Source organism: Vibrio sp. S457-15, from assembly GCF_000960545.1.
Taxonomy (GTDB): Bacteria; Pseudomonadota; Gammaproteobacteria; order Enterobacterales; family Vibrionaceae; genus Vibrio; species Vibrio parahaemolyticus.
On sequence record NZ_JYOQ01000063.1, the window covers coordinates 1 to 368 of the forward strand.

The 368-nt window shown below is 45.9% G+C and carries 2 tRNA genes; both read right to left on the reverse strand.

From position 1 onward, the window contains the following. Positions 1–121 precede the first annotated feature (121 nt). A tRNA-Ala gene (locus UF05_RS07665) sits at positions 122–197 on the reverse strand. Positions 198–238: 41 nt separating this feature from the next. Next, positions 239–315: transfer RNA gene (locus UF05_RS07670), tRNA-Ile, on the reverse strand. Between the last annotated feature and the right edge of the window lie 53 nt (positions 316–368).

Below are 368 nucleotides of genomic sequence, written 5' to 3' on the forward strand. Positions count from 1 at the left end.
CATTGAGAACTTTACAAACAACAATAAATTGTTGTTTTGTCAGCTTTCCAAATTGTTAAAGAGCTAATCACTTCTAATGAAGTAACCATTTTTAAAAGCACTCATCGAATGCGCTTAAAGATGGTGGAGCTATGCGGGATCGAACCGCAGACCTCCTGCGTGCAAGGCAGGCGCTCTCCCAGCTGAGCTATAGCCCCATCAAGGTGTCGATACTGTATGCCAACTCCCTAAAAGGAATTGGTGGGTCTGAGTGGACTCGAACCACCGACCTCTCGCTTATCAGGCGAACGCTCTAACCACCTGAGCTACAGACCCAGTATCGTCTCTTTTACATAAACCGTATCAATCTGTGTGGACACTCATCGTGA